At 73.1% G+C, this 26,614-nt stretch carries 25 protein-coding genes and 1 pseudogene; 15 read left to right on the top strand and 11 right to left on the bottom strand.

The features are described 5' to 3' along the window. Positions 1-35: 35 nt before the first annotated feature. Positions 36-740, top strand: coding sequence for an alpha/beta fold hydrolase (locus tag KK483_RS14830; protein ID WP_262005705.1), 705 nt, complete (start codon positions 36-38; stop codon positions 738-740). A 127-nt stretch (positions 741-867) separates the two neighbouring features. Here the strand turns inward: KK483_RS14830 and KK483_RS14825 are convergent, their stop codons facing one another. Next, positions 868-2,445 carry an alpha/beta hydrolase gene (locus tag KK483_RS14825; protein WP_262005704.1) on the bottom strand — a complete coding sequence of 526 codons (1,578 nt, stop codon included), beginning with the start codon at positions 2,443-2,445 and terminating at the stop codon, positions 868-870. Positions 2,446-2,821: 376 nt separating this feature from the next. Further along, positions 2,822-3,498: pseudogene (locus KK483_RS14820) on the bottom strand (pyridoxal 5'-phosphate synthase). Between the two features lie 92 nt (positions 3,499-3,590). Between KK483_RS14820 and KK483_RS14815 the strand changes: the two are divergent. After that, positions 3,591-3,830, top strand: coding sequence for a type II toxin-antitoxin system VapB family antitoxin (locus KK483_RS14815; RefSeq protein WP_262005703.1), 240 nt, complete (start codon positions 3,591-3,593; stop codon positions 3,828-3,830). Beyond that, positions 3,827-4,228 (top strand): PIN domain nuclease, encoded by a 402-nt coding sequence (locus KK483_RS14810; protein ID WP_262005702.1) that lies wholly within the window; start codon positions 3,827-3,829, stop codon positions 4,226-4,228. The genes KK483_RS14815 and KK483_RS14810 overlap by 4 nt, the downstream gene beginning before the upstream one ends. 37 nt (positions 4,229-4,265) lie before the next feature. On the opposite strand, the gene KK483_RS14805 is transcribed toward KK483_RS14810, so the two are convergent. Next, entirely contained in the window at positions 4,266-5,432 is a 1,167-nt protein-coding gene (locus KK483_RS14805; RefSeq protein WP_262005701.1) for a thiolase C-terminal domain-containing protein, read from the bottom strand. A 153-nt stretch (positions 5,433-5,585) separates the two neighbouring features. On the opposite strand from KK483_RS14805, the gene KK483_RS14800 reads away from it, so the two are divergent. The 3 genes from KK483_RS14800 to KK483_RS14790 all read left to right on the top strand — a co-directional run bounded on the left by KK483_RS14800 (position 5,586) and on the right by KK483_RS14790 (position 7,826). Then, the gene (locus KK483_RS14800) at positions 5,586-5,957 is read left to right on the top strand and encodes an iron chaperone (protein ID WP_262005700.1); all 372 of its coding nucleotides are present in this window, start codon (positions 5,586-5,588) and stop codon (positions 5,955-5,957) included. A gap of 118 nt (positions 5,958-6,075) precedes the next feature. Next, the gene (locus KK483_RS14795) at positions 6,076-7,335 is read left to right on the top strand and encodes an acyl-CoA dehydrogenase family protein (protein ID WP_262009496.1); all 1,260 of its coding nucleotides are present in this window, start codon (positions 6,076-6,078) and stop codon (positions 7,333-7,335) included. Next, positions 7,335-7,826, top strand: coding sequence for a nitroreductase family deazaflavin-dependent oxidoreductase (locus KK483_RS14790; RefSeq protein ID WP_262005699.1), 492 nt, complete (start codon positions 7,335-7,337; stop codon positions 7,824-7,826). Before KK483_RS14795 ends, KK483_RS14790 begins: the two co-directional genes overlap by 1 nt. A 108-nt stretch (positions 7,827-7,934) precedes the next feature. Here the strand turns inward: KK483_RS14790 and KK483_RS14785 are convergent, their stop codons facing one another. Beyond that, complete coding sequence (locus KK483_RS14785; protein WP_262005698.1) at positions 7,935-8,582, bottom strand: TetR/AcrR family transcriptional regulator; 648 nt, start codon at positions 8,580-8,582, stop codon at positions 7,935-7,937. Positions 8,583-8,799: 217 nt separating this feature from the next. On the opposite strand from KK483_RS14785, the gene KK483_RS14780 reads away from it, so the two are divergent. From KK483_RS14780 to KK483_RS14770, 3 genes are all read left to right on the top strand, one after another. Further along, positions 8,800-9,612: a VOC family protein gene (locus tag KK483_RS14780; RefSeq protein WP_262005697.1), complete on the top strand. Its 813-nt coding sequence runs from the start codon at positions 8,800-8,802 to the stop codon at positions 9,610-9,612. A gap of 293 nt (positions 9,613-9,905) precedes the next feature. Beyond that, positions 9,906-12,350, top strand: a complete 2,445-nt coding sequence (locus KK483_RS14775; protein WP_262005696.1) for a PQQ-binding-like beta-propeller repeat protein — start codon at positions 9,906-9,908, stop codon at positions 12,348-12,350. A gap of 109 nt (positions 12,351-12,459) precedes the next feature. Continuing rightward, the gene (locus KK483_RS14770; RefSeq protein WP_262005695.1) at positions 12,460-13,014 is read left to right on the top strand and encodes a hypothetical protein; all 555 of its coding nucleotides are present in this window, start codon (positions 12,460-12,462) and stop codon (positions 13,012-13,014) included. Between the two features lie 225 nt (positions 13,015-13,239). Here KK483_RS14770 and KK483_RS14765 read toward each other — a convergent pair whose 3' ends face one another. Genes KK483_RS14765 through KK483_RS14755 form a run of 3 tightly spaced genes read right to left on the bottom strand, consistent with a single transcriptional unit; the run spans position 13,240 to position 15,610 of the window. Continuing rightward, positions 13,240-14,028, bottom strand: a complete 789-nt coding sequence (locus KK483_RS14765; protein WP_262005694.1) for an enoyl-CoA hydratase/isomerase family protein — start codon at positions 14,026-14,028, stop codon at positions 13,240-13,242. Further along, complete coding sequence (locus tag KK483_RS14760; RefSeq protein ID WP_262005693.1) at positions 14,025-14,459, bottom strand: Zn-ribbon domain-containing OB-fold protein; 435 nt, start codon at positions 14,457-14,459, stop codon at positions 14,025-14,027. The genes KK483_RS14765 and KK483_RS14760 overlap by 4 nt, the downstream gene beginning before the upstream one ends. A gap of 2 nt (positions 14,460-14,461) precedes the next feature. Next, positions 14,462-15,610, bottom strand: coding sequence for a lipid-transfer protein (locus tag KK483_RS14755; RefSeq protein WP_262005692.1), 1,149 nt, complete (start codon positions 15,608-15,610; stop codon positions 14,462-14,464). Positions 15,611-15,670: 60 nt separating this feature from the next. Between KK483_RS14755 and KK483_RS14750 the strand changes: the two genes are divergently transcribed. After that, a complete protein-coding gene (locus KK483_RS14750) occupies positions 15,671-17,287 on the top strand; it encodes a FadD3 family acyl-CoA ligase (RefSeq protein WP_262005691.1) in 1,617 nt (538 codons plus the stop codon). A gap of 78 nt (positions 17,288-17,365) precedes the next feature. Here the strand turns inward: KK483_RS14750 and KK483_RS14745 are convergent, their stop codons facing one another. From KK483_RS14745 to KK483_RS14735, 3 genes are all read right to left on the bottom strand, one after another. Beyond that, positions 17,366-17,593, bottom strand: coding sequence for a hypothetical protein (locus KK483_RS14745; RefSeq protein WP_262005690.1), 228 nt, complete (start codon positions 17,591-17,593; stop codon positions 17,366-17,368). A gap of 220 nt (positions 17,594-17,813) precedes the next feature. Next, positions 17,814-20,858 carry a BTAD domain-containing putative transcriptional regulator gene (locus tag KK483_RS14740; protein WP_262005689.1) on the bottom strand — a complete coding sequence of 1,015 codons (3,045 nt, stop codon included), beginning with the start codon at positions 20,856-20,858 and terminating at the stop codon, positions 17,814-17,816. A gap of 56 nt (positions 20,859-20,914) precedes the next feature. Next, positions 20,915-21,571 (bottom strand): TetR/AcrR family transcriptional regulator, encoded by a 657-nt coding sequence (locus tag KK483_RS14735; protein WP_262005688.1) that lies wholly within the window; start codon positions 21,569-21,571, stop codon positions 20,915-20,917. A gap of 99 nt (positions 21,572-21,670) precedes the next feature. On the opposite strand from KK483_RS14735, the gene KK483_RS14730 reads away from it, so the two are divergent. The 5 genes from KK483_RS14730 (at position 21,671) to KK483_RS14710 (ending at position 25,568) form a co-directional block, all read left to right on the top strand. Next, entirely contained in the window at positions 21,671-22,174 is a 504-nt protein-coding gene (locus KK483_RS14730) for a nuclear transport factor 2 family protein (RefSeq protein ID WP_313879093.1), read from the top strand. Then, positions 22,167-23,021 (top strand): NAD(P)H-binding protein, encoded by an 855-nt coding sequence (locus KK483_RS14725; RefSeq protein ID WP_262005686.1) that lies wholly within the window; start codon positions 22,167-22,169, stop codon positions 23,019-23,021. Before KK483_RS14730 ends, KK483_RS14725 begins: the two co-directional genes overlap by 8 nt. A gap of 32 nt (positions 23,022-23,053) precedes the next feature. Next, on the top strand, positions 23,054-24,283 hold the full coding sequence (locus tag KK483_RS14720; RefSeq protein WP_262005685.1) for an amidohydrolase family protein: 1,230 nt from the start codon (positions 23,054-23,056) through the stop codon (positions 24,281-24,283). A gap of 438 nt (positions 24,284-24,721) precedes the next feature. Next, positions 24,722-25,135, top strand: a complete 414-nt coding sequence (locus KK483_RS14715) for a PaaI family thioesterase (RefSeq protein WP_262005684.1) — start codon at positions 24,722-24,724, stop codon at positions 25,133-25,135. Between the two features lie 136 nt (positions 25,136-25,271). Continuing rightward, positions 25,272-25,568 (top strand): DUF2087 domain-containing protein, encoded by a 297-nt coding sequence (locus KK483_RS14710; protein ID WP_262005683.1) that lies wholly within the window; start codon positions 25,272-25,274, stop codon positions 25,566-25,568. 92 nt (positions 25,569-25,660) lie between these two features. Here KK483_RS14710 and KK483_RS14705 read toward each other — a convergent pair whose 3' ends face one another. Beyond that, a complete protein-coding gene (locus KK483_RS14705) occupies positions 25,661-26,527 on the bottom strand; it encodes a tetratricopeptide repeat protein (RefSeq protein WP_262005682.1) in 867 nt (288 codons plus the stop codon). Positions 26,528-26,614 lie beyond the last annotated feature (87 nt).

Raw genomic sequence — 26,614 nt, 5'->3', positions numbered from 1 at the left:
GGTGCGTTGTCCGACCCCCGCGCTACGGTGCCCCCATGGCTGAGTTCGTGATGGTGGCGGGTACATGGCTGGGAGCGTGGGCGTGGGACGAGGTGGTGCCGGAGCTGCGCGCGGCCGGGCACGGCGCCCACCCCCTGACCCTCTCGGGCCTCGCCGAGAAGCAGGGCGTGCCCGCAGGACAGCAGACCCACGTCCAGGACATCGTCGACGAGATCGACCGCCTCGACCTGAGTGACGTCGTCCTCGTCGGCCACAGCTACGCGGGCATCCCCGTGGGCCAGGCCGCCGAGCGCATCGGCGACCGCCTGGCCCATGTGGTGTTCGTCGACTCCAACGTTCCGGCCGACGGCGAGTCCTTCCTCTCCGCCTGGCCGGACGGCCGCGCCATGGTCGAAGGCTCCATCGCGGAGCACCACGGCTTCTGGGCACCCCAGGCGGCCCCGGACTACGCCGGCCAGGGCCTCACCGACGCCCAGATCACCCGCATCGTGACCGGCTCGACCCCGCACCCGGGCGCCACCCTCACCGAGCCGGCCACCCTGGCCCGCCCGCTCGCCGAGCTCCCGGCCACCTACGTCAAGTGCCTCCTCGACTGGCCCGAGCCCAGCCCCGCCGTGGCCGAGCTCCTGAAGAGCGACCGCTGGAGCCTGGCCGAACTGGACACCGGCCACTGGCCGATGTTCTCCCAGCCCCGCGAACTGGCCCGAGTCCTGCTCGGGTCCGTGCCGACGACGATCTGAACCACCGGGCCGAGGCCCCCGACGGGGCGGCCTCGGCGGGCGGGCCGCGGTGTGCGGCCCGCGGTGTGCGGCCCGCGGTGTGCGGGGCTCTCGCCGGCGAAGAGCCCCGCACCATGTCTCGCCCGCGTCAGAAGCCCTGCCGCAGCCCCGGAATCCCCGGAGGGGTCGGTACCGGCAGCCTGTTCATGGCCTGCTTGCCTGCGGGGGCGGCCCGGCAGGTCAGGTCCTTGGCCGGGAGCCTGCCGGTGGTCAGGTAGGCCGTCGCCGTCTTGTCGGCGCAGGACTTGGCGCCGTAGACGCCGTGGCCCTCACCGCCGGCGACCGTGACCATCCGCGAGCCCTTCATGGCCCGGCGCAGGCCGACGCCGCTGGTCAGCGGGGTCTGGGAATCCCATTCGTTCTGCAGGACGAGCGCCCGGACCTTGTTGTCGATCACGGTGGCCGGCTCGCTGCCGCTCTTCTTCCAGAACGCGCACGGCATGATGTTGGACGCGAAGTCGCCGTACAGCGGGTACCTGGCCTTGTCGCGGATCGCGTCGCGGCGGTACTGATCCGGGTCGCGCGGCCAGGCGCGGGTGTCGGCGCAGAGCACGGTCCAGAAGGCGGCGACGCTGTTGTCCTCGGGCACGGCGCGGGCGAAGGACGGCGGGACGCGGCGCGGAGGCGTGCCGGGCTTGCGGGTGGCCGGCGGCTTGCCGGCGGCGGCCCGCTTCAGCTCGGCGATCTGCTCGGCGGCGTAGCGGACGCTGAAGAACACGGCGCGACCGGCGCGGATGTCGTCGCCGGTGAGGGACGTGCCGTCGAGCTCGATGGGCTTGCGGTCGGCACGGGCCACCAGGTCCCAGAAGGTCTTGCGCACCGCGTCCGGGGTGGCACCGAGCCCGAACTCGGCGTCGTGCTGCGCGGTCCACTCGGTCCACCTGGCGAACGCGGGCTCGGCGCCCTCGGCCCACACCTGGATCATGCCGCGCCACACCCGCTTCGGGTCGATGGCGCTGTCCAGTACGAAACGGTCGGCACGCCGGGGGAACATCTGCGTGTAGACGGCGCCGAGGTAGGTGCCGTAGGAGTAGCCGAGGTACGAGATCTTCTTCTCGCCCAGCACGGCCCGGATCACGTCCATGTCGCGGGCGGTGTTGCGGGTGGTCATATGGCGCAGCCTGTCGCCCTGCTTCGCTCCGCACTTCTCGGCGAAGGTGCGGGCCCACTTCACGTCCTTGGCGAACGTCTTCGCCTTGTAGGGCCGTTCCCAGTTCCACTCGTCGCCGGTCAGCCCGCAGCCGACGGGGGAGCTCTGCCCGATGCCGCGCGGATCGAAGCCGACGAGGTCGTACGCCTTCTTCACGGACGCGGGGAGCTCGCTTGCCAGGAACAGCGGCATGGAGACGCCCTCGCCGCCCGGACCGCCGGGGTTGGTCAGCAGGACTCCGCGGCGCTCGGCGGTGCTGCTCGACCGTAACCGCGATATCGCGAGGTCGATCTTCTTGCCGCCGGGGCGGCCGTAGTCGAGCGGCACCTTGATCGTGGCGCACTGGAAGGTCGCCGGGCTGTCCTTGGCGCAGCGCTTCCAGGTGGGCTTCTGCTGGAGGTACTGCCGCAGCGGGTTCTCGGCCGCCGCTGCCGTGGCCGGGGCGAGCGCCGGCACGAGGGTCGCGGCGACGGCGCCCGCCGCCAGGAAGGTGGTGACTGTTCGTCTGTTTCGCACGTGGGGAAGGCCCTTCGGGTCAGTGCGTGTGGGACGCACCAACCCTTTCGCAAAGGGCAGTTGGGGCGAATCCCCCGAAGGGCGCGAGCTGTGTCCGACCTGGGAGGGACGGACCGGTCCGGCAAATGGGCCCGGAGGCGGACAGCCGAAGCCTGCCGGATCGCGTCTTGGTCAGGTGGCCCTATGGCGGTGTGTTGCGGATCTTGCCGGGCCCGCGTGCCCTGGCACTGCACCTCGCCTCTCTTCTGGGGGGAGGTGCCCCACCGCGGTGGCTCCTTCCTCCGCCGTGCGATTGCGTCCCCTGGGCCCTGCGGTCCGGGGAGACGCCATGCGCCGGACCCCGCTCACTGATCCGGCCTGATCCACAGCACACCCTCTACGGCCACAGCAACTCGCGGGTCCAGGAGCCGGCTTGGCGCCGGTAGCGCAGCCGGACGTGACGCCGACGCGCGTCGCCCTGGAAGAACTCCACCTCGGACGGCTCCAGTACGTACGCCGTCCAGGTCGCCGCTGTCGCCTCCGGCTCGGCCCGCGCCCGCCGCCAGGCGGCCTCGCTGGCCCGCACCAGCTCCTCGTAGGAGCCGAGTACCTCGCTCTGGCGGCCGACCAGGGCCGCGGCCAGTGCGCCGGCCGAGCGGGCGTGGAGGTCGTCGTACGCCTCGCGGGCGCTGCCCTCGGCGACCCGTCCGCGCACTCGGACCTGGCGGCCCTGCGCCGGCCAGTAGAAGCCGAGCGCGGCGTGCGGACGGGCCGCGAGCTGGCGGCCCTTGGCGCTGGTGGAGTGCGAGGCGAAGTGCCGCCGCGCTCGTCGGCCTCGTGCAGCATCAACGTCCGCAGGTCGGGGTGCCCGTCCTCGCCGACGGTCGCGAGCGTCATGGTGTGCGGCTCGGGCTGACCGGCGGCGGCCGCCTCCACGAACCACCGCCGGAAGAGCGGCAGCGGTTCGCGGGGCGCCTGTGCGGGATCGAAGGCGGGCAGCTCGGTGTCCCAGACCGGCAGGGATCTGAGCAGCTCGTGGAACTCTCGCGAAGCGTCGGCGGGATCGGGGTTCATGGGTCGATCATCACAGCCGGCCGATGTCCGACGACAGTCGGTGCGCGGGCTGATATCTTTCTTGGGAAGCGTATATACGTCAGGGAGGTCCCATGAGTCGCACCGTCATCGACCTGGACGATGAGGCGCTGGCCGAGGCCGCGCGTTTCCTCGGTACGGGCACCAAGAGGGACACCGTCAACGCCGCGCTGCGCGAGATCGTGGACCGGCGGCGGCGGGCTGCCGCAGTGGAACGGATGCGGCAGATGGTCGAGGAGGGTGAGGTCGACTTCTCGGTGATCGAGACGCGTCCGCAGCCCGGCGGTGACGAGGGCGGGCAGCGCGCGGCGTGACGGAGCTCTACCTGGCGGACACGAGCGCGCTCGTCCGCTTCTACCGCGGGCAGGCGAGCCCGAGCTGGAGCAGCGTCGTCAACGCGGGACTCGTCGGTCTCTGTGAGCCCGTGCGGCAGGAGATCCTGCGGGCTGCCGGCGGCAAGCGCGTCTTCTACGAGATGGACGGGCTCCTCAGGGAGACCTTCCCGTACTACTCGATGCGGGAGTCCGCCTGGGCCGATGCCGCCGAGCTCCAGCACGATCTCGCCGACCGGGGCTGGCACCAGAGCGCGAGTCCCGTCGACCTCCTGGTGGCGGTGGCCGCCAGGCATCACAAGCTCACGGTTCTCCATCAGGACGGCGACTTCGACACCATCGCGCGCATCACGGGGCAGCCGGTCCGCCGCATCGACTGAGCCGCCCGCAGGGGCGGCACTCAGAAGGGGCCCGCATTCACCGCCCGAGGACTACCGTCCCCGCCGAACAGAACCAGCCACCCGTCCCCGATGCCACCGCCAGCTCCGGAAGGCTGCCGTCCGGCCGGCGCACCTGGTGGCCGCCCGCCTCGCCGCGCAGCTGCCGTACCGCCTCGACCAGCAGGAACAGCCCGCGCATGCCCGGGTGGCAGGCGGAGAGCCCGCCACCGTCGGTGTTGACGGGCAGCTCGCCGTCCAGCCGCAGCCGGCCCTTCTCGACGAACGCCCCGCCCTCGCCCTTCGCGCAGAAGCCGAGGTCCTCCAGCGTCACCAGCGTCATATAGGTGAAGGCGTCGTAGATCTCGGCGATGTCGACGTCCGCGGGCCGCACCCCCGCCCGCTCGAAGGCCAGCCGGCCGCTGACCGCCGCGGGCGAGACGGTGAAGTCCTGCCACTCCGACATCGTGGTGTGCGAGACGTGCTCGCCCGTGCCGAGCACCCACACGGGCGCCCTGGCCGTGTCCGGTACGTACTCCTCGGCCGCCAGCAGCACCGCGCAGCCGCCGTCGCTGCGGATGCAGCAGTGCAGCTTGGTGAACGGATCGGCGATCAGCGGGCCGGACAGGACGTCGTCCACGGTGATCGGGTCGCGGAACATCGCGTCGGGGTTGTGCGCCGCGTTCGCCCGCGCCTGGACCGCGACCTCGGCGAGCTGCTCCAGTGTGGTGCCGTACTCGTGCATATGGCGCCGGGCGGCCATGGCGTACTTGGCGACGAGCGTGTGCCCGTAGGGAACCTCGAACTGGAGCGGGCCGCGCCCGCCGAAGGAGAGGTTCGACGTGCGGCGCCCGGCCTTGATGTCGGCGCGGGCGGTGGAGCCGTAGACGAGCAGGACGGCGCCCGCGCGGCCCGCGGCGATGGCGTCGGCGGCGTGCGCGGCCATGACCTCCCAGGTGGCGCCGCCCACCGAGGTCGAGTCGATCCAGGTGGGCCGGATCCCCAGGTACTCGGCGACCTCCACCGGTGCGAGGGTGCCGAGCCCGGCGGAGGCGAAGCCGTCGATCAGCGAGCGGTCGAGGCCGGAGTCGGCGAGGGCGCGTCGGGCGGCCTGGGCGTGCAGGGCGTACGGGGTGGGGCCGTCGACCCGGCCGCAGTCGGAGAGGGATATGCCGACGATGGCGACTTTGCGCGATGGGGTGGGCATGAATCTGACGGTACATCAGATGTGGTGGGCGGGGGACGGCCGAGACGGCGGGCCGGGCCAGTGGCCGGTCACCGACAGGTCGGTGCCGGTCGCGGGCCGGTCGGCGACCGGACTCCGTGAGCTGCCGCCGCGCCCCGGCGGTAGGCTCGCGGTATGCCCCGATCCACAGCGGAAGACGTCGACGGCTACCTCGCCGAGGTGGCGGAGCCCGACCGGCTGACGGCCCTCGTCCGGATCCGCGAGCTCTGCCGCACCGAGCTCGACGGCTACGAGGAGGTCATGGCGTACGGCATGCCCGCGTATCGCCGTCCGGGCGGAGAGCCCGAGATCGCCTTCGCCAACCAGAAGCAGTACATCTCCTTCTATCTGATGCGCCCGGACGTGCGGGAAGGCTTCGAGGAGCGGCTCGCCGACCAGGACATGGGCAAGGGCTGCCTGCGCTTCCGGCGCACCGAGAAGGTCGACTTCGATCTCGTACGGGACCTGCTGAAGGCGGCCGCGGAGCGTCCGGGCGAGCCCTGCTGAGCGCCCGCCGCGACGGGGCTCTGTGATTCTCGGCCGCCCGCCCCTACCATCCCACCCCTGAGCCCGATGCCTGACGCCTCGTCAGGCGCGTAGTGGGCACGGAGAGGGATGGATGCCCATGGACACCGCCTTCACCCCGGAGCAGCAGGCCATCCGTCGCACCCTGCGCTCGGCGCTGACCCGCGGGGGCGGAGCACCTCCGGGGGAGCTGTGGGCGAGGCTCGCCGACGAGCTCGGGCTGCCCGGGCTCGCGCTGCCGGAGGCGTACGGAGGCGTCGGCGGCGGGGCCGTGGAACTCGCCCTCGCCTTCGAGGAGGCCGGACGGGCGCTCCTGCCGTCACCGCTCCTCGCCACCGCCGGACTCGTGGCGCCGCTGATCGCCGCGCTCGGCAGCGAGGCGCAGCGGGCCGAGCACCTGCCCGCCGTCGCCGACGGCACGCTCACCGCGGCCCTCGCCGTCCCCGGCGACGGCCTCGCCACGGCCCTCGCCCTCACCGGTGACAACGCGGACGGCGTGTGGGCGGGGGGCGGCCGGGCCGGCGGGGTGCAGGCGAGGCCCCTGCCGGAGGGCGGCGGCTGGGTGCTGTACGGGGAGGCGGGGCAGGTCCTGGACGGGCACAGCGCCGGGCTGCTCCTCGTCGCCGCGCATACGGGCGGCTTCGCCCGCGGGCGGGCGCTGCTCTTCCTGGTCCGGGGGGACGCGGACGGGGTCCGGCGCACCCGGTGGACCGCGCTCGACGAGACGAGGCCCCAGGCGCGCGTCGAACTCCGCGACGCCCGGGCGGAGCTGCTCGGCGACGACACCGCGGGCGCCCGGGTGCCGGGTGCGCTCGCCGCCGTCGGGCGCACCGCCGCGGCGCTGCTCGCCGCGGAGGCGGCCGGGGCGGCGGCCGCCGCGCTGGACCGTACGGTCGCGTACGTGGGGGAGCGCGAGCAGTTCGGCCGGCCGGTCGGGGCGTTCCAAGCGGTCAAGCACCGCCTGGCCGATCTGTACGTACACGTCCAGGCGGCCCGCTCGGCGGCCTACTACGCCGCCTGGGACCCGGACGGGGGCGGGCCGTTGGCGCTCGCCCAGTGCCTGGAGGCGCTGCGCACCACGACGGGCGAGGCGATCCAGCTGCACGGCGGCATCGGTTTCACCTGGGAGCACGAGGCGCATCTGTACTTCAAGCGGGCGGCCGCCGACGAGCTGCTCTTCGGGCCGGTCCACCGGCTGCGGGCGCGGGCGGCCGAAGCGGCGGGGCTCTTCACGGGCGCCGCGACCGCGGGCCGGGCGACGACGGCACGGTCGACGACATCCGGAACGACGATGTCCGGGGCGAGGACGTCCGGAGCGACGACGTCCCGGGCGACCACGGGAGAGGCGGTGGCGGTCTGATGCCGCTGGGAGTGAGGCTGGTCCAGAAGGTCTCGTCGACCCGGGCCTTCGCGAAGGTCGCCCCGCACGTCGTACCGGCCATGGACCGGGCCGTCCACCGGCTCACCCGGGGAAAGGTCCTGCTCAGCGCACAGATGCTGCCCGGTGTCGTCCTCACGGCCAGGGGCGCCAGGAGCGGGCTTCCGCGCCGTACGCCGCTCGCGTGCATGCCGGAGGACGGGGCCGCCACCTGGCTCCTCGTCGGCTCGAACTTCGGCCGCACCGGCCATCCGGCCTGGACGGGGAACCTGCTCGCGCATCCCGACGCCGAGGTGAGCTGGAAGAGGCGGGACATCCCCGTGCGCGCGCGGCTCCTCGCCGGGACGGAACGGGAGGAGGCGTGGCGGGCGCTGCTGGACTTCTGGCCGCCGTACGCCACGTACCAGGCGAGGGTGGAGCGGGAGATCCGGGTCTTCCGCCTGACGCGCCGGAACGAGGACGCCGCGGCGTGAGCCGGGGTGCGGGGGTCGCCGACCCGCGGTGAAGGGCGGGTGGGTGCGGTGCGGTGCGTGCGCCGCGCGGACAGGACGCGCACAGCGCGGCGCAGCGCTCCCGCGGCGCTACTTCGTCGGCTTCTTGCCGGTGATCCCCAGGTGGACCAACAGCGCCAGGTTCGGCTTCAGTTCGGCCTGCTTGACGCCCCAGGTCTGGAAGCCCTTCTGGTGCGAGGCCACCGCCGCGAGCATCGCGACCAGCGAGCCGGCCATCGCCGCCGGGCTCACGTCCTTGTCGACCTTGCCCTTGGACTGGAGCTCCTTCACCGCCTCCGTGAGGGAGTTGGTGACGGAGTTCAGGATCTTCATACGGATCTTGTAGAACCGTTTGTCCCCCTCGGCCGCACCGAGGTCGACGACACGCAGGATCGCGTCGTGCCTGCGCCAGAAGTCGAGGAAGCCGTCGACCAGTTCCTCGGCGGTCTGCCAGCCGGCCTTGCCCACCCAGGAGCGGCCGGACACCAGCGCGGTCAACCCGGCGCCCTCGGTGGCCATTTCCTCCGCGATCTCGAGGACCGCGCCCTCGACGTCGGGGAAGTACTGGTAGAAGGTCGCGGGTGACGTACCCGCCTTGCGGGCCACGTCGATGACCTTGACGTCCCGGTACGGCGAGGAGCTGAGCATCTCGCTGAGGCAGTCGAGCAGCTTCTGCCGCGTCGCCTGGCCGCGTCGTCCGGCCACGCGGCCGTCGACGGTGCGTACTTGTCCTGTCATGCCGTCAGCTTACCGAGGGGTGATCGGCGCGCGATTCGGCCGACTGCAAATGGGGTGCGTCCCTCGTGTGGGTCAATAGTGTTATCAACAGCCTGTGGATAACTTCGGTGGACAACTCAACCAACCACCCCTACCTGCGTGCGGCGCACACCGGGTTCCGCTTGACTGTGACTGGCGTCACAGTTCTCGCCGAGGAAGCTGAGGAAGGGGTCAGGACATGGCCGTGTTCACGGAGGGCATGCCCTGCTGGGCCGACGCCCAGCTGCCCGATCTCGCGGCGGGCAAGCGCTTCTACGGCGACCTGTTCGGCTGGACGTACAGCAGGGATGCCGGTGAGCAGCACGGCCACCGCACCGACGCGTTCCTCGACGGGAAACGCGTCGCCGCCCTCGTCCCCAAGCGCGACGGCCGCATGCCCACCACCTGGGGCGTCTACTTCGCCACCGACGACATCGTGCGGACCGCGCGGAAGATCGGCGAGGCCGGCGGACAGGTGATCACGGCCCCGGTGCCGGTGGGCCGCTCCGGTACGACGGCGCTCGCCGCGGACCCCGGCGGCGCCGTCTTCGGACTGTGGCAGAAGGGCGAGCAGGCCGGCTTCGAGGTCCGGAACGAGCCGGGATCGTTCTGCTGGACCGAGGTCTACACACGGGAGAAGGACGCCGTCGACCGCTTCTACGCCGAGGTCTTCGGCTTCCAGGGCACCGCGCTGCCCGACGAGGCGATCGACTACCTCCTGTGGTCACCGGCGGGCACGGAACCGGGCGAGGACACCGCGATCGGCGGCCGCAGTGTGATCACCGACGCGTTCCCCGCCGAGATGCCCGGCCACTTCCTCGTCTACTTCTCCGTCGCCGACTGCGACGCCACCGCCGAGGCGGTGACCCGGCTCGGCGGCCGCGTCACGGCACCGCCCTTCGACATTCCCTACGGACGCATGGCGGTGCTCACGGACGACCAGGGCGCCGCCTTCGCCGTCCTTGCGGAACCGGGCGCCGCCTCCGGTGCCCCTGGCAGACCTGGCGAGTGAACCGAGAAGGGACGCGCGGTCGGGCGAGTGAGCCGAAGGGGCGCGTGGCCCGCGGCCGGGGGCCGCTTGTCGAGCACGGTGAAAGGGAGAACGCGCGGAGGTCCCGAGGGACGAGGGACTGAGCACGATCGACCGTCGACGCACGCTGAAGCGCCCCGGAGACGAACCGAGCCCTCAAAATAGGGCACGACACCCCGGAACGCACCCGGGTTCGCAACCCTGCCCTCCGGCAGGAACAATCAGGGTCCACTGGGCCGTACCTACATGGCCCGTACGGGGAGGTGGCAGGCGAAGTGGAGCAGCTGACGCAGCACGACCCGAGGCGGATCGGCCCCTTCGAGGTGCTGGGACGGCTCGGAGCCGGCGGCATGGGGCTGGTCTATCTCGCACGCTCGGCGTCCGGCCGGCGCGTGGCGATCAAGACGGTGCGCACCGAGCTCGCCGAGGACCAGCTCTTCCGCGTCCGCTTCACCCGCGAGGTGGAGGCCGCGCGGGCGGTCTCCGGCTTCTACACCGCGGCCGTGGTGGACGCCGACCCGCGCGCCGCCGTGCCGTGGCTCGCCACCGCGTACGTGCCCGCGCCCTCGCTCGAGGAGATAGTGAACGAGTGCGGGCCGCTCCCGGCCCAGGCGGTGCGCTGGCTCGCGGCCGGCATCGCCGAGGCCCTCCAGTCCATCCACGGCGCCGGCCTCGTGCACCGCGACCTGAAGCCGTCGAACGTCCTCGTCGTCGAGGACGGGCCGCGGGTCATCGACTTCGGTATCGCGTCCGGCGTCTCCAACACCCGGCTGACCATGACGAACGTCGCCGTCGGCACGCCCGCCTACATGTCGCCCGAGCAGGCGCGGGACTCGCGCAGCGTCACGGGCGCGAGCGACGTCTTCTCGCTCGGCTCCACGCTCGTCTTCGCGGCGACCGGGCACGCCCCCTTCCACGGTGCGAACCCCGTCGAGACCGTCTTCATGCTGCTGCGCGAGGGGCCGGACCTGGCCGGGCTGCCCGACGAGCTGCGGCCGCTCATCGAGTCCTGCATGCAGATGGAGGCCGGCCGGCGGCCCAGCCCCGAGGACCTCCAGGCGCAGCTGGCGCCGCATCTGTTCTCGTCGGGCGGGGACGACGACAGCGGTACGGCGTCGGCATGGCTGCCTGGCCGGGCGGTGTCGATGATCGAGCAGCGGCGGGGCGGACGGCCTCCCCAGGCGGGCGCCGGTGTTGGTGCCGGTGCCGGTGGACGCCGCCCGGAGACTCCGCCCAGACCGGACCACAGGCCCGACGCCGGGCGGGACTGGGACTCCGCCTGGCGCGGCGGCAACGACCCCCGCCCCGGACAGGCCCGCCCCGGCGCCGTGGCCCCTGCCGCGCAGGACAGCCCCGTACGCCTCGCCGGGGCCCGGGTCCCCATCGGTCCCGGCCTGCGCGTCGCCGACACCCGCGGCGCCGGTGCCGCCGTGGACGCGGGTCCCGCCACCGGCTGGGTCCGTGCGCCCGGCGGAGGCAACGACCCCGGCGCGACGAGCGCCATGCCGCCGCCCACCGCCGCCCCTGCCCCGGCCGCCGCGCCGCCCGTTCCCGGGCCCGCGGCACCCCCGGACGGCGGTCCTGCGCGCTGGCGGCCCTGGCGGTTCCGGATGTCGAACGACGTCTGGGGCACGCCCGTCGTGGACGGCGATCTGCTCTACGTCACCTCCTTCGAGGTGCACGCGCTCGACGTCGGCACCGGCCGCCGCCAGTTCAAGACCCGCGACGTGGCCTGGGCGATGGCCGTCGCGGGCGGCCGTATCCACGCCTCGGACGGGCCCACCCTGTACGCGCTCGACGCGGCGGACGGCAGCGAGCGGTGGCGGCTGCAGACCGACGCCTGGGTGTACTCCCTCAAGGCCGCGCGCGGCACCGTCGTCACCAGCACGCGCGGCGGCGGCGTCCAGGCGTGGGAGGCGTCCAACGGCGAGAAGCTGTGGGAGACCAGCGGCGCCCAGACCGACTTCGAGTCCCCGGAGGCCGGGCCCGCGCTCTTCGGCGACACCGTCTACGTCTGGCGCGCCGCCCGACTCCAGGCCCTCGACGCCCGCACCGGCGCGGAACGCTGGTCGTACCCCGTCGGCGACGCCGCGTCCTGCGGCGGCGTACCGGTGCGGGTGAACCAGGCGCCGGACGGCTGTACGTACGTCTCGGCAGGGACCCGGGTCCTGTGCGTCGACACCGTGAGCGGCCGCGTGCGCTGGCACTTCGAGGCGCCCGCGGTCTTCCTCGCGCCGCCGGCCTTCGCGCCGGGGCCGGCCGTGACGGGCGGCGGGGTGTACCTCGCCGACTACCTCGGCACGGTGTACGCCCTCGACGCGACGACCGGCAAGGACCGCTGGCGCATCGCCACCGAGTCCCGTCAGTCGATCGAGCCGGTCCTCGTCGCCGACGGCAACATCCATGTCGGCAGCGGCAGCGCGCTGTACACCCTCGACGCGGTCACCGGCACGCCCAAGTGGCGTTTCGCGGCGGGCGGCGAGGTGATCGGCACACCGGTCGTCGCGGACGGCCGTGTGCACTTCGGCTCCGCCGACCACGTCCTCTACACCCTGGACGCGGCCGGCGGCCAGCTCCGCTGGAAGCTCGCGACCGGCGGAGAGATCACCGGCTCGCCGGTGGCGCGCAACGGTGTGGTGTACGCCTGCTCCAAGGACCGCTGCGTCTACGCCCTCGACGCCCTGAAGGGCACGGCGACGGGCCGCGCGGCCTCGGCCTAGGGCTTCCCTCCCCGGGGCAGTGGCCCCGGGGCGGAGGAGCGCGCCACGAGGGGTAGGGTGACGCGGACCCGTCACGTCAAACGGGCTTGTTCAACGGGGGGTTGAATCCATGAAGCCGCGTCACATCCGTGCCATCGCCGTCTTCGGCCTCGTCCTCGTCACACTCACCGGCGCCCGCGGCTCCCGCGGCGGCGGCTGTGACGACGACAGCGGCTCCGGCTCGTCGAGCTCCGGCTCCGGCGGGTTCACGAGCGGCGGCAGCCACAGCGACCCCGACCCCGACACCGACGTCGACGACGGTGTCACCACCGGCGGCGGTGACATCACGGCCACCCCCACCCCCACCGCCGTCCCCACGCCCGTCGACGCCATGGGCGACGTCGAGGTCGACTTCTGCTCCATCGACCCCGCCGCCAAGAACATCCGGGGCCAGCTCGTCATCAGCAACTCCACCGCGGTGTCCCAGACCTACGACATCACGGTGCACTTCGCGGGCGACACCCCCGCCTCCGCGCCCTTCGTCGACACGATCGAGGACATCACGGTCGCGGGGAACGAGTCGTACTTCACGGAGGCGAGCGCCTTCTACTCCGGCTCCGGCAAGGGAACCGACTCCAGGACGTGCAAGGTCGTCAGCGCGACCCGCACCGCCCACGTCTCCTGACGCACGCGGTACCCGCCTCGGTCGTGTCTTCAGAGTCCCGTCTGCCCGGCGGCGTCTGGCACGCTCCCCCAGAGCTCGCGCCTGGAGGGTCTCCCCGCCCCCGTGGCCCTTCGGGTACGGGAGGTGCCCTGACCGCTTGGACTCTGTCCTCCGCCTTGCGATCGCACGCACCAGACGCCGCCGGGCCCGCCCTCCGGGCGGACGACGCCACTGTGAAGACACTCCCTAGCGCAGCCGGTACCCGCCCGCGCCGCCGCCCCCGCCCCGCCCGCTCGCGAAGAGGTCGGCCTGCCGCTCCGGCGGCAGGTTGCCGAGCGCGATCAGGTGCGGGGCGTGGGCGAGCGCCTGCGCACGGGCCGCCTCCTTGGCCGACCAGAGGGCCCGCACCGTCCCCTGGACGGCCTCCGTCGGGTACGAGGCGACGACGGCGGCGCAGCGCACCGCGGCGGCCACCTCCTCACCGGGCGGCACCACCTCGCTGACCAGGCCGGTCTCGTACGCCCGCCGGGCCGAGACCCGCTCGGCGGTGCCCATGAGCGCCATCCGGGCCACTTCCCCGAACGGCATCCGCATCGCCATGTACACGGACTCGTACGCGCTGACCATGCCGTACGTCGTATGCGGGTCGAAGAACTCCGCGTCCTCGGCGGCGATGACGAACTCCGCCTCGCCCAGCAGGTAGAACGCCCCGCCGCAGGCCATCCCGCGGACCGCCGCGACGACGGGTTTCCACAGGTCGTTCGCCTTCGGCCCGATCGTGAGCAGCGGATCGTCGATCGTGTACGGGGACGACGGCTGGGGCACCTCGGCTCCGCGGTCGATGCCGGTGCAGAAGGCCCGTGTCCCCGCGCCCGTCACGACGGCGGCGCGCACCGAGTCGTCGTACCGGAACCCCCGCCAGACGCGCGCCAGTTCCTCCGCCATCGCCAGGTCGATCGCGTTGTGCCTGGCGGGCCGGTCGAGGGTGACGAGGGCGACGCCGGTGTCCTTGTCCGTCTCGACGCGGATGCTCATACGCGCTCCAGCAGCCAGCGCGGCACGGTGGTCCCGTCCGCGAGCTCGGTGAACGCCACCCGCACCGCGGCGCCGATGCGCAGCCGCGCCGGATCGACGGAGTTGAGCGGCGCGTCGGGCGTGGCGACCACGTTGCCGACGAGGCGGATGCGGGGCGCGTCGGCGAGTTCGACGACGACCGCGTTGTACGGGGCCTGTTCGGCGTAGGCGGGCAGGAGGGGCGGGTGGGGGAGGACGTACGACCAGATGCGGCCGCGTCCGCTCATCCGGCGCCACTCGCTGTCGAAGGACTGGCAGTGCGGGCAGCAGGGGCGCGGCGGGAAGCGCAGCGCGCCGCAGCCGGGTCCTGCACAGCCCTGGATGCGCAGCTCGCCCTGGGCGGCGTACTCCCAGAAGGGGGCGCCGTCCTCGTCGACCTGGGGCTTGAGCATGGTCAACTCCTCAGCAGTACGGCCGATGTGGGAACGCCTTCGCCCGCCGTCACCAGGCAGGTCGCGGCGCCCGGCACCTGGGCGGTGCCGGTGCCGCGGAGCTGCTTCACGCCCTCGGTGATGAGGTTGAAGCCGTGGACGTACGCCTCGCTGAGCCCGCCGCCGCCGGTGTTGACGGGCAGCCGGCCGCCGATCTCCAGTGCGCCGCCCTCGGTGTACGCGGCGCCCTCGCCGCGGCCGCAGAAGCCGTACCCCTCCAGGGAGAGCGGGATGAGGGGGGTGAACGCGTCGTAGATCTGGGCGACGTCGATGTCCTGGGGCCCGAAGTCGGCGGTCTTCCACAGCTGCCGGGCCGCGGTCCAGGCGGGGCCGGTGAGCGGGTCGTCGTTCCAGTAGTTGACCATGCCGTGGTGCTGGGCGGGCAGGCCCTGGGCGGCGGAGTGCACGTACACGGGCTTGCGGCGGCAGTCGCGGGCCCGCTCGGCGGAGACGATCACGCAGGCCAGCGCCCCGTCCGTCTCCAGGCAGTTGTCGAAGAGGCAGAGCGGCTCGCTGATCCAGCGCGAGGTCATGTACATCTCGCGGGTCAGCGGGCGCTCGTACATGATCGCGGCGGGGTTCTGGTTGGCGCGGTTACGGCACGCGAGGGCGACGTTGAAGAGGTGGTCGCGGGTGGCGCCGTACTCGTGCATGTAGCGGCGCGCGAGCATGCCGATCTCGTCGGCCGGGCGCAGCAGCCCGAAGGGGCGGGTCCACTGCCCGGGGGTGGGCAGCTGGACGGCCGTGTTCGTCCAGGGCCGCGGCCCCGACCCGCGCTTGCGTGAGCGCCAGGCGACACCGACGCTCGCCTGGCCGGTCGCGACGGCGGCCGCGAGATGGGCGACGGTCGCGCAGGAGCCGCCGCCCCCGTACCCGACCTTGCTGAAGAAGGTGACATCACCCGCGCCGATGGCCTTGGCGATCTCGACCTCGTCGGTCTCCTCCATCGTGTACGACGCGAAGCCGTCGACCTCGGCGGGTGCGATGCCCGCGTCGTCGAGCGCGGCGAGGATGGCCCGGCAGGCCAGGGTCTTCTCGGATTCGGGGAGGTGTTTCGCGAAGGGTGTCTGTCCTATCCCGGCTATCGCTGTTGCGTCCTTGAGGCTCGCCATGCGGGCGAGGGTACAGCTAATCTGACGGACAGTCAGCTATCTGGTTCGGGAGGCTCAGCTATGCGCGGCGACCTGGAGTGGGGCACGATCCCGGGGCTGGTACGGAGCGCGGCGGAACGGTACGGGGCGCGGGAGGCCGTCGTCGAGGGTCGTACGCGCGTCTCGTACGCCGAACTCGGCGAGCGTGTCGAGCGGGCGGCGGCCGCGTGCATCGCGGCGGGGGTGGAGCCGGGCGACCGGGTCGCCGTCTGGGCGCCCAACACCCTCGACTGGATCGTCTCCGCCCTCGGCGCGGTGTCGGCGGGCGCGGTGCTCGTGCCCCTCAACACCCGCTTCAAGGGCACGGAGGCGGCATACGTCCTCGCACGCTCCCGCGCGAAACTGCTCTTCATCACCGGTACCTTCCTGGGCACGTCGTACGTCGCGTCCCTGCGCCGGGCCGACGTGGAACTGCCCTGTCTGGAACAGGTGGTGGTCCTCGCCGACAGCGCACCCGAGGACTACCGGACATGGAAGGACTTCCTGGCGGGCGGCGACGGGGTGCCGGCGTCGGAGGTACGGGCACGGGCGGACGCGGTCGCCTCCTCGTCCCCCTCGGACATCATCTTCACCTCGGGCACCACGGGCGCGCCCAAGGGAGCCGTCATCACCCACGCCCAGACACTGCGCTGCTACGCGATCTGGTCGGAGCTGGCGGGGCTGCGGGAGGGCGACCGCTATCTGATCGTGAACCCCTTCTTCCACACCTTCGGCTACAAGGCGGGCATCATCGCCTGCCTCATGCGGGGCGCGGTGATGATCCCGCAGCCCGTCTTCAACGTGGACACGGTGCTGGCGAACATCGCCTCGGAACGCATATCCGTCCTCCCGGGCCCCCCGACCCTGCACCAGTCCCTCCTCGACCACCCCGCACGCGACACCCACGACCTGTCGGCGCTGCGCCTGGTCGTCACGGGCGCCGCGGTCGTCCCGCTGCGCCTCGTCGAACGCCTCCGCGACGAACTCCGCATCGCGACCGTCCTCACGGCCTACGGCCTCTCCGAAGCCTCCGGCATCGTCACGATGTGCCGCCGCGGCGACCCCCCTCCGGTCATCGCCGCCACCTCGGGCCGCGCCATCCCGGACACCGAGGTCCGCGTCCTCTCCGCGGGCCCCGGCGAACCGGGCGAGGTCCTCGTCCGCGGCCACAACGTCATGCACGGATACTTCGAGGACCCGGCCGGTACCGCCGGGATCCTCGACACGGACGGCTGGCTCCACACGGGCGACGTCGGCGTCCTCGACGACGCCGGCAACCTGCGCATCACCGACCGCATCAAGGACATGTTCATCGTCGGCGGCTTCAACGCCTACCCCGCCGAGATCGAGCAACTCCTCGGCCTCCACCCCGACATCGCCGACATCGCCGTCATCGGCATCCCCGACACCCGCCTGGGCGAGGTCGGCAAGGCGTACGCGGTCCGCCGCCGGGGCTCCACGCTCACGGCGGACGACCTGATCGCGTGGTCGCGCCGCGAGATGGCGAACTACAAGGTGCCGCGCGAGGTCGAGTTCGTTCCGGACCTCCCGCGCAACGCGAGCGGCAAGGTCCTGAAGACGGAGCTCAGGGCACGGGAGGGCTGGGCCGGCCGCACTCCGGGTGAGCAGCTCCACGGGCCCCGTCGTGCCCGACGCTGACCGGCCGCGCCCGGGCATGCGGCGGCCGCGGCGGCTCCCCCTCCGCGCCGCCGCGGCCGTTCCCCGTCGGATTGAGTCTCAGGCGTCCTTGGGCGGCGCGGGGGCGTGGTGGTCACCCATCGTCGTGATGCCGCCGTCGGCGGGCGGGACCGGCGCGTGGTGGTCACCCATCGTCGTGATGCCCTCGGTGGGCGGGACGGGAGCGTGGTGGTCGCCGAGCGTGGTGACGTCGCCGTCCTTCGGCGGGGCCGGCGCGTGGTGGTCACCCAGGGTGGTGAGGTCTTCGTTCTTCTTCTCGTCGCTCATCGTCGTCAGCTCCCCTTCGTGCCGGCGTGCGGCGTTGCGGCGTTCGATCGGTAACGCCCGTTCGGCGACTCCCCCGTGGGTCGCCGAACGGGCGTCTCGGGACCGCTCACCCTAACGATGAGCTCCCAGGTGACCCGTCTGCCCCCCGATACGACGGATCGACACCCATGAGAGTGCCGGGTGGGCATAAACGAATGCTGAACGCCTCACGCCGCAGGCGTCATGCGGCCGCGACCGGTGTCAGCAGCCGCAGGACGTCGTCGGCCTCGGCGGCGCCCAACTGCTGGTAGATGGCGAGGGCCTCGCGCCAGCAGGCGCGGGCGCGGTCCCCCTGGCGGAGCGCTTCGAGGGCCCTGCCGAGAACGGTGAGGGTGTTGCCCCGCATACGGTCGCCGCCGATACCGCCGCTCGCCAGCGCCTGCTCGGCGTGGAGCGCCGCCTGCGCGGGCCGGCGCGCCCCCAGGTGGGCCTCCGCGATACGGAAGTGAGTGGTCCCTTCCCAGAGGCGCTGGCGGTTGCGGCCGAAGCTGAGCAGAGCCTCGTGGTACTGCTCCAGCGCGTCGGCGTGACGGCCCGACTGGGTGAGGGCGACGCCGAGGGCGTAGCGGGCGTTGGCCAGCCGGAGGGCGTGCCCGATCCGGTCGTATATGGCGATGCCCTGCTCGGCCATGGCGATGCCCTGGTCGGTGCGCCCCAGGGCGACGTGGATACGGGAGAGGTTGCACAGGGCGCTGGCTTCGCCGGGGAGGTTCCCGTCGGCCCGTGAGCCCTCCATCGCCCGCTCCAGGAGCTCCTCGGCCTCCTCGTAGCGCCCCTGGACCAGGGCGATGATGCCCCGGTCGTTGTCGGACCAGTACACGGGCGCCGGATCCGCCGCGGCCTGCGCGAGCCGGGCGGCCTGCTTGGCCTCCTCGTCCGCCGCGTCGTAACGGCCGGCCACCAGATGGACGTTGGTCACCGAGGTCCGCGCGCGCCCCTCGGTGCGCGGGTCGCCGGCGGCGCGTGCCGCTTCGAGCGCCGTGAAGGCGACCGACTCGTACACCTTCGAGTTCGCGCCGGACTCCGCGAGGTCCTGCGCCGCCCACAGCAGGTCCACGGCGCGCCGCAGCCGCGGACCCGCCAGAGTCTGCCGTGCACAGGCCAGGAGGCAGTTCGCCTCCGCGTAGAGCCAGTCCTGGGCTTCGTTCCGGTCGGTGAACTCGAGCCCCGCGTCCCCCGTCGGCTCCAGGTGGTCCACCAGCCGGTCGCCCGGGCGGCCGATGGCGAACACCCGCGCCGCCGTCGCCAGATAGAAGTCCAGCAGCCGTGACAGCGCCGCCTCCCGCTCCGCCGGTGGCTGCTCGTCCCGCTCCGCGCATGCACGCGCGTAGAGCCGTACGAGGTCGTGGTACCGGTAGCGGCCCGGGGCCGCCGACTCGACAAGGGAGGTGTCGACGAGGGCCTCCAGGAGGTCCTCGGTGGCCTGGGGCGGCAGGTCGAGGACGGCGGCGGCCGCGGCCAGGGAGAGGTCGGGGCCGTCGGCGAGGCCGAGGAGGCGGAAGGCGCGGGCCTGGGCCGGCTCCAACTGGCCGTAGCCCAGCTCGAAGGTGGCCTTGACGGCGAGGTCGCCGGCCTGGAGCTCGTCCAGGCGGCGGCGCTCGTCGGCGAGCTTCGCGGCCAGGACCGAGACCGTCCAGGTGCGGCGGGCGGCCAGCCGGGAGGCCGCGATGCGGATGGCGAGCGGCAGGAAGCCGCAGGCGGCGACGACGTCGAGCGCGGCCTCCCGCTCGGCCGAGACGCGTTCGTCGCCGACGATGCGGGTGAAGAGCTGGAGCGCCTCCTCCGGGGACATCACGTCCAGGTCGACCAGGTGCGCGCCCGCCAGGTCGACCATCCGCACCCGGGACGTCACCAGCGCCGCGCAGCCCGCCGTGCCGGGCAGCAGCGGGCGGACCTGGGCCGCGTCGCGGGCGTTGTCCAGCAGGACCAGGACGCGGCGGCCGTCGAGCAGGGAGCGGAAGAGCGCCGCGCGCTCGTCGAGCGAGTCGGGGATCGCCGGGTCCGCCGTACCGAGCGCCCGCAGGAACGCGCCGAGCACCGTCTCCGGTTCGGCCGCCCGCGGGCCCGCGCCCTGGAGGTCGACGTACAGCTGGCCGTCGGGGAAGTGCGGCCGGGCCGCGTGGGCGACATGGACGGCGAGCGTCGTCTTGCCGACGCCGCCGATGCCCGCCAGCGCGGAGACGGCCATCACCGAGCCCTCGGCGGTGGCGAGCCGTCCGCTCAGCTCCCGTACGAAGGCGGCGCGCCCGGTGAAGTCGGGGACGGTCGCCGGGAGCTGGGCCGGGCGCGTGACCTGCGGGGCGCTCGGCGCGGCGGACTCCTCGACCGGACGGGCCAGTTCCGCGTCGGCCTGGAGGATTCGCTGCTGGAGCCGGGAGAGTTCGGGGCGCGGGTCGACGCCGAGTTCGTCGGCGAGCAGCCGGCGTGTGTCCGCGTAGACCGCGAGGGCCTCGGCCTGGCGTCCGCTGCGGTACAGCGCGAGTATCAGCAGCTCCCGCAGCCGCTCGCGCAGCGGATGCGCCGCGGTCAGCGCGGTGAGCTCGGAGACCGCCTCGGCGTGGCAGCCGACGTCGAGGTCCATCTCCAGGCGGCTCTCCAGGAGCTGGAGCCGCCACTCCTCCAGGCGGGCCCGCTGCGACTCGGCGTACGGCCCGGGTACGGAGGCGAGCGCCTCGCCGTCCCACAGGCCCAGCGACTTGTTGATCAGCACCCGGGCCTGGCAGCGGTCGCCGCTGGCCTTCGCCTTCTCCGCCTCGGCGACGAGCTCCTGCGCCACCTGGAGGTCGAGGGCGTCGGAGGGGGTGCGGATGGCGTAGCCGCCGGACTCGCTGACCAGTACGCCGGGGCCGAGCACCTTGCGCAGCCTGGACGCGTACGTCCGTACCGCCGCCAGCGCCTGGGAGGGCGGCTCCTCGCCCCAGATCGCGTCGATCAGCTCGGCGGCCGTGGCGGTACGTCCCTCGCGCAGCAGCAGCGCGGCGAGCAGGGCCCGCTGCTGCGGGGACCCGGAGGGCAGGGCTTCGCCGTCGTGCCAGGCGCGGACCGGGCCGAGCACGCTGAAGCGCAGGCCGACGCCGGTGCCGCTGCCGCCGCTGCCGCCAGGGCTGCCGCCGGTGCCGCTCCCGGCACCGCCGTCACTGCCGGCTGCTCCGTCGTCGTGCCGTCGTACCGGAGATCGCTGCTCCGGAATGTGTGTCTGTGCGGAGGGCCCGTTCTCACGGTCCATGGCTTCCCCCTCGCCGGTGTCGCCCCGCACAGTCTGCCTTGCGAGGGCCCGGCACGTCAGCAGTGGGTGACGCTCTGCACAGGATCTGCGTCCAGCACCTTGGCCGCGAAGGCCGCGAGGTGCGCCCTGATCTGATCGGCGCTCATGTCCTCCTGGGAGAAGAGATGCTCGACGAGGTCGGCCCGGGTCGCCGCGAGCAGCGCGTGGGCGGTGAAGTCGCTGTCGGTGCTCCGCGGGATCCCCCGCAGCGCGCCGGCGAGGGTCGCGTGCCACCACGCGTAGTGGGCGGCCTGATAGGGACTGCCGGCGCCGTCCTCCTCCAGGGCCAGCGACAGGTGGCGGTTCTGGAGCTTGAACCGGACGACCGCGTCCAGTACGGCGAGTACGCGTTCGCGCGGTGGGCCGCCGGGACCCAGGGGCGCCGGGCCGGTCTCCACGGCCTCCCGCAGGGGTCCGATCCGCGCCTCGAACAGCGCACGGACCAGCCCGGCGCGGTCACCGAACCGGCGGAAGAGCGTGCCCTTGCCGACCCCGGCCGCCGCCGCGATGTCGTCCATCGAGACGCTGCGGGGGCTCCGGCTCCGGGCGAAGAGGGCGTCGGCCGCGGTGAGGACGGCCTCCCGGTTGCGCGCGGCGTCCGCACGCTCCTTCCGCTCCCCCTGCCCCTGCCCTTGCGCCTTCCGCTCCCTCTGTTCCCTCTGTTCCTCGTCCATGGACACGATCTCCCGGGTTGCAAGCGGACCGGTGGTCCGTATAGTTGAGTCAAGCGGACTGGTAGTCCGTATTTTAGGTGATGAGGATGGAGCGAGCCGATGACCGATGCCATGACGCCGCCGGCGGATCTGTACCGCCACGGCATGAGGCTGCTGCTGGACAAGGACATCGACGGCTGGGTGGCGCTGTTCGCGGACGATGCGCTCGTCGAGTTCCCGTTCGCCCCGGACGGGTTCCCGTCCAGGCTGGAGGGCAGGGCGGCGCTCGCCGCGTACATGCGGGACTATCCCGACCGCATCGACATGCGAGAGGTCCCCCGCCTGGATGTCCTCGGCACCGACGCCCCCGGCACCGTCGTGGCCGAGATGCGCGTCACCGGCCTCCTCGTCGCCACGGGAGAGCCGTACGCGATGGACTACATCGTCGTGATGACGGCCGAGGGCGGCCGCATCGTCCGCTGGCGTGACTACTGGAACCCGCTCGCGGTCCCGGCGCCGACGCGGGAGGCGATGTCGCTCGGTGCGCCGAAGGCGCCGTTCGCCGCACCGAAGGCGGAGGCGGAGGCGGAGGCAGAGACGGAGACGGAGGCGGGCGATGTCTGACCGCGGAGCCGTCCTGGTCACCGGTGCGACCGGCAACACCGGCAGCCGCGTCGTTCCCCGCCTGGCCGGGCTCGGCCGCACCGTCAGGGCCGCCGCCCGCCGCCCGTCCGCGCCGTACGGGATCCCGTTCGACTGGTACGACCCGTCCACCCATGCGGCGGCCCTGAGGGGCGCGGACTCCGTCTATCTCGTACCGCCGGTCGGCGACCCGGAGCCGGACGCCGTCATGCTGCCCTTCCTTGAGCGGGCCCGTGCGGCGGGGGTGCGGCGTGCGGTGCTGCTCAGCTCCTCGGCCATCCCCCGGGGAGGGCCGGCCGTCGGCCGGGTCCATGCCGTGCTCCCCGAACTGTTCGACCAGCGGGCGGTCCTGCGGCCGTCGTGGTTCATGCAGAACTTCACGGGCCGGCATCTGCACGCCGCCACGATCCGCGACAGCGGCGTGATCATGAGTGCGGCCGGGGACGGCCGCGTCGGGTTCATCGATGCCGACGACATCGCGGCGGTCGCCGCGCGGGCGCTCACGGACGAGTCCGCGCCCGGCACGGACCTGGTGCTCACCGGGCCCCAGGCGCTGAGCTACGACGACATCGCCGCCGTCATCACCGAGGTCACGGGCGGCCGGGTGACCCATCGGCGCCTGACCCCCGACCGGTTGCGCGAGAGGCTGGCCGCCGTGATGCCCGGGGACTTCGCCGCACTGCTGGCCGCGATGGACCGCGACATCGCCGGCGGGGCGGAGGACCGTACGACCGACACCGTCGAGCGGATGACCGGTCGGCCGGCCCGGAGCTTCCGTGCCTTCGCCGAGGAGGAGCTGCGCCGCGAGGCCCCCGCCGACAGGTGCTGACGGACCATCAGATCAGCGCTACCGTGGAGAGCATGGAGACCATCCCGAGCTTCCCGAAGATCATCTCGGTGGACGACCACACGGTGGAGCCGCCCGGCGTCTGGCGGGACCGGCTCCCGGCGAAGTACCGGGACACCGGCCCGCGCATCGTCCGCGCCCCGCTGAGGGAAATGACCTTCCTCGGCGGCAGGTTCGCCCCGGTCATGGGCGCGCCCGGGGACGACGGCCCGATCGGCGACTGGTGGGTGTACGAGGATCTGCACCGGCCGCTCACCCGTCTCGACACCGCCGTCGGCTACGACAGGGACGAGATCAAACTCGAAGTGATCACATACGAGCAGATGCGGCCGGGCTCGTTCTCCGTCCCCGAGCGGCTCGCGGACATGGACGTCAACCACGTCCAGTCGGCGCTCTGCTTCCCCACCTTCCCGCGCTTCTGCGGGCAGACCTTCACCGAGGCGAAGGACCGCGAGCTCGGGCTCCTCGGCGTCCGCGCGTACAACGACTGGATGGTGGAGGAGTGGTGCGGCCCCGAGGCGCAGGGCCGGCTGATACCGCTGACGCTGATCCCCCTGTGGGACGCGGAGCTCGCCGCCGAGGAGGTGCGGCGCAACGCCGCCCGGGGCGTGCGGGCGGTGGCCTTCTCCGAGATACCGCCGCACCTGGGTCTGCCCTCCGTGCACACGGACGAGTGGGACCCGCTCCTGGCGGCGTGCGACGAGACCGGCACGGTGGTCGCCATGCACATCGGCTCCTCGTCGAGGATGCCCTCCACCTCGGCGGACGCCCCGCCGGCCGTAGGGTCCACGATCACCTTCGCCAACTGCTGCTTCTCGATGGTCGACTGGCTGATGAGCGGCAAGTTCGAGCGCTTCCCCAACCTGAAGGTCATGTACGCGGAGGGCCAGATCGGCTGGATCCCGTACATCCTGGAACGCGCCGACGTGGTGTGGGAGGAGAACCGCGGCTGGGGCGGCGTCGCGGACAAGGTCCTGCGCCCGCCGTCGGAACTCTTCGCCGAGCACGTCTACGGCTGCTTCTTCGACGACGCCTTCGGGCTGCGGAACCTGGACGCGATCGGCGTCGGGAACGTCCTGTACGAGACGGACTACCCGCACTCCGACTCCACCTGGCCCAAGTCCCGGGAGGTCGGGGAGGCCCAGATGGGGCACCTGGCGCCCGATGTGGTGGAGCGGATCGTGCGCGGGAACGCGATCGAGCTGCTGGGACTGACGCCGGAAGGGCTGTGGGCGGGGCCGTGAGCCGAGGGGCGGGGGGAGTAGCCGAAAGGGGAGCGGCGCGAAGGAGCCGCGGCCCCGGTGAGGGCCGCGGCACCATCGGGCTCTCCTCGCGTCGTACGCTCCGGCCCCCCGGAGCCTTCGCAGCGGGGTACGGGCCGCGCTCCCGGGCCTGCTCACCCGGTTACGCCCCTGGACACGCCCGGAACAGGGCGCAAGCCGTGCGGCAAGCCGGCACCCGTGCCCCGGACGCACACGCGGACGCGGACGCAGGCCCGGGTCGGGGGCCTGTGGCGGCCGTCCCGGGGGGAAAGGCATGTGACACGGCCGGACGGGGTGCCCGTGGTCGCCGGCGCGGATGTTCGAAAACACGGCCGGACGGGGTGCCCGTGGTCGCCGGCGCGGATGTTCGAGGTCTCCGCGGCGTGGACAGCGGGGCGCGGGCGGCCCCACCATCGGCACATGACGCTGACGCCGGCCGAAGCCGACAAGATCCTCTCCGACAACTTCGCCCCGTGGGTGCTCGACCTCGGCCTGACCGTCGTGGAGACGGGCGACCTGCACGCCGTCCTGCGCCTGCCCTGGTCGGACCGGCTCGCCCGCGAAGGGGGCGCACTCTCCGGCCAGGCGCTGATGGCTGCGGCCGACACGGCGACCGTGATCGCCGTGTCCTCCGCCCGCGGTGCCTTCGTCCCGATGACGACGGTGCAGCAGTCGACCACCTTCCAGCGCGCGGTGGCCGGCGCGGACGTGCTGGTCGACGCCCGTATCTCCAAGCTCGGCAAGCGCATGGCGTTCGCGGAGATCACGCTGACGGCGGAGGGCACGGACGAGCCAGCGGCCCGTGCCTCGACGGTGTACGCGCTGCTGGGCTGAGATCCCCGGGGCGGGGACCGAGCTGCCCGGGGCCGAGCGACCCGGGGGGGGGGGGCGTCGACTCGCAGCCGGAATGATCCGCAGCTCGCCGTAATCCCTTTGCCGCGCACGCCGCCCGGCTGCGAGGCTCCCGACCATGTACGACAACCGATCCGGCGGTGCGCAGAGCGTGGCCGCCCTCTTCTCACACGGCCGGCTGACGGCGATCCCCCGGAAGCCGGCCCGCCGCGAGCAGCTGCTCGCGCACCTCGCCGAGACGCTGTTCGAGCCCGATCGCGCCTACACCGAGCGCGAGGTCAACGAGGCACTGCTCACGGTGCACGAGGACTGCTCGGCGCTGCGCCGCTATCTGGTCGTGGGCGGCCTGATGAGCCGGACCAGGGACGGCAGCAGCTACCGGCGGGCGCCGCACCTGCCCCACGTGGCGGGGTAGCGCCCCGGCCGCACGCCGCACGCCGCACGCCGCACGCCGCACGCCGCACGCCGCACGCCGCACGCATCACGCCGCACGCATCACGCCGCCCGCTACACCCGGTCCTGCGGGCGCTTGCCCGTGACCGTTCCGATCAGGGCCTGCGCCGAGCCCGGTTGGCCGGCGAGGCGGCCCGCCTCGTGGATCTGTTCGTCGGTCATGCCCTGCTTGGCGAGCTCGATGGCGTCGTGGATGCCGTCGCCGTCGCCGTGCTCGAACATCGTGAAGTACCAGCGGACCGCCTGGACCGGGTCAGGGTCGGTGCCGAAGCCGTCGCGGTACCAGCAGGCGGCCGCGTACATGGCCTTCGTCTCGCCGCGCTCCGCCGCCCACAGGTACCAGGCCAGAGCCTCCTCGTCCCGGTCCACCGCGCCGAGGCGGTCGCCGAGCAGACAGCCCGCCTCGCTGATGCCGCGGGCGGCGGCCCCGGCCAGCAGGCGCAGTTCCTCGTCGCCGTCGAGCGTCACGGCGAGGTTGAACATGCCGTACGCGTCACCCGCGTCGGCCGCCGCGCGGAACAGCTCCGCGGCCCGCTCCTCGTCCTCCTCCACGCCCTGGCCGGTGGCGAGCATGTGTCCGTATGTGCGCTGCCCCGCAGGATGGACGGCATCGGCGGCCGCCTTCGCGTATTCCACCGCCATCGGCAGCGCGGACTCCTCGTAGTACTCCAGCAGGATCCCCGAGAGCAGTGCCGCGGCCGCCGCGGAGCCCGCGTCCGCGAGGACCTTCAGCTCGGGAGCCGCCACATGCGCCGCCTGGTTCGCCCCTTCGAGGTCGGCCTGCATCGCCGCCTCCACCCAGGCGTGGCCCGCCGTGATCCAGTCGCAGTCGGTCGCTGCGCGTCGGGCCTCGGCCAGCAGCTCGGGGACGGGACGCGGCGCGGGGGCGTCCGAGGGCGGGACCAGGGGTGCGTGGCTCATGGGACCGCACTGTAGACAGTCCCGGAATCCCGGGCCCCGCACACCTCTTGCCCGATGAGCCCTCACCCAAGACCATGGTGGGCCAGT

This window comes from Streptomyces sp. FIT100 (assembly GCF_024584805.1).
In the GTDB taxonomy this organism is placed as follows: Bacteria; Actinomycetota; Actinomycetes; order Streptomycetales; family Streptomycetaceae; genus Streptomyces.
The sequence above is the reverse complement of the archived record's forward strand: the minus strand, read 5'-3'. Positions and strand labels throughout refer to the sequence as shown.

Bases quoted from the DNA above. Each gene is read 5' to 3' on its own strand.
- KK483_RS14830 (WP_262005705.1), top strand. From the start codon at position 36: ATGGCTGAGTTCGTGATGGTGGCGGGTACATGGCTGGGAGCGTGGGCG.
- KK483_RS14815 (WP_262005703.1), top strand. From the start codon at position 3,591: ATGAGTCGCACCGTCATCGACCTGGACGATGAGGCGCTGGCCGAGGCC.
- KK483_RS14805 (WP_262005701.1), bottom strand. From the start codon at position 5,432: ATGCCCACCCCATCGCGCAAAGTCGCCATCGTCGGCATATCCCTCTCC.
- KK483_RS14800 (WP_262005700.1), top strand. From the start codon at position 5,586: ATGCCCCGATCCACAGCGGAAGACGTCGACGGCTACCTCGCCGAGGTG.
- KK483_RS14795 (WP_262009496.1), top strand. From the start codon at position 6,076: ATGGACACCGCCTTCACCCCGGAGCAGCAGGCCATCCGTCGCACCCTG.
- KK483_RS14790 (WP_262005699.1), top strand. From the start codon at position 7,335: ATGCCGCTGGGAGTGAGGCTGGTCCAGAAGGTCTCGTCGACCCGGGCC.
- KK483_RS14785 (WP_262005698.1), bottom strand. From the start codon at position 8,582: ATGACAGGACAAGTACGCACCGTCGACGGCCGCGTGGCCGGACGACGC.
- KK483_RS14780 (WP_262005697.1), top strand. From the start codon at position 8,800: ATGGCCGTGTTCACGGAGGGCATGCCCTGCTGGGCCGACGCCCAGCTG.
- KK483_RS14770 (WP_262005695.1), top strand. From the start codon at position 12,460: ATGAAGCCGCGTCACATCCGTGCCATCGCCGTCTTCGGCCTCGTCCTC.
- KK483_RS14765 (WP_262005694.1), bottom strand. From the start codon at position 14,028: ATGAGCATCCGCGTCGAGACGGACAAGGACACCGGCGTCGCCCTCGTC.
- KK483_RS14760 (WP_262005693.1), bottom strand. From the start codon at position 14,459: ATGCTCAAGCCCCAGGTCGACGAGGACGGCGCCCCCTTCTGGGAGTAC.
- KK483_RS14755 (WP_262005692.1), bottom strand. From the start codon at position 15,610: ATGGCGAGCCTCAAGGACGCAACAGCGATAGCCGGGATAGGACAGACA.
- KK483_RS14750 (WP_262005691.1), top strand. From the start codon at position 15,671: ATGCGCGGCGACCTGGAGTGGGGCACGATCCCGGGGCTGGTACGGAGC.
- KK483_RS14745 (WP_262005690.1), bottom strand. From the start codon at position 17,593: ATGAGCGACGAGAAGAAGAACGAAGACCTCACCACCCTGGGTGACCAC.
- KK483_RS14740 (WP_262005689.1), bottom strand. From the start codon at position 20,858: ATGGACCGTGAGAACGGGCCCTCCGCACAGACACACATTCCGGAGCAG.
- KK483_RS14735 (WP_262005688.1), bottom strand. From the start codon at position 21,571: ATGGACGAGGAACAGAGGGAACAGAGGGAGCGGAAGGCGCAAGGGCAG.
- KK483_RS14730 (WP_313879093.1), top strand. From the start codon at position 21,671: ATGACCGATGCCATGACGCCGCCGGCGGATCTGTACCGCCACGGCATG.
- KK483_RS14725 (WP_262005686.1), top strand. From the start codon at position 22,167: ATGTCTGACCGCGGAGCCGTCCTGGTCACCGGTGCGACCGGCAACACC.
- KK483_RS14720 (WP_262005685.1), top strand. From the start codon at position 23,054: ATGGAGACCATCCCGAGCTTCCCGAAGATCATCTCGGTGGACGACCAC.
- KK483_RS14715 (WP_262005684.1), top strand. From the start codon at position 24,722: ATGACGCTGACGCCGGCCGAAGCCGACAAGATCCTCTCCGACAACTTC.
- KK483_RS14710 (WP_262005683.1), top strand. From the start codon at position 25,272: ATGTACGACAACCGATCCGGCGGTGCGCAGAGCGTGGCCGCCCTCTTC.
- KK483_RS14705 (WP_262005682.1), bottom strand. From the start codon at position 26,527: ATGAGCCACGCACCCCTGGTCCCGCCCTCGGACGCCCCCGCGCCGCGT.